At 39.1% G+C, this 215-nt stretch carries 1 protein-coding gene; it reads right to left on the bottom strand.

Translation table 11 applies throughout. The features are described 5' to 3' along the window. On the bottom strand, nucleotides 1–215 hold a 215-nt coding region (locus tag ACX6CF_RS27245; protein ID WP_458788501.1), incomplete at both ends, for a cation transporter.

Below are 215 nucleotides of genomic sequence, written 5' to 3'. Positions count from 1 at the left end.
ATCATAATTTGGCCAGCACCAAAGACAAGATAAAGCGCAACGAGTATGGTGAAGACACCGTCAGCTTGTATCCAAATTCCTTGACTCAATATAATTGCGGCTAAAACACCTAAATTGAGAAACAAATCAGATTGGTAATGCAATGCATCACCACTGATGATAATAGAGCCAGTACGCTTTATTACGTAGCGCTGAAAGACAACTAAAACAAGTGT

Source organism: Vallitalea sediminicola (assembly GCF_054408565.1).
Note: the sequence above shows the minus strand (reverse complement) of the source record. Positions and strands in the feature narration are given on the sequence as shown.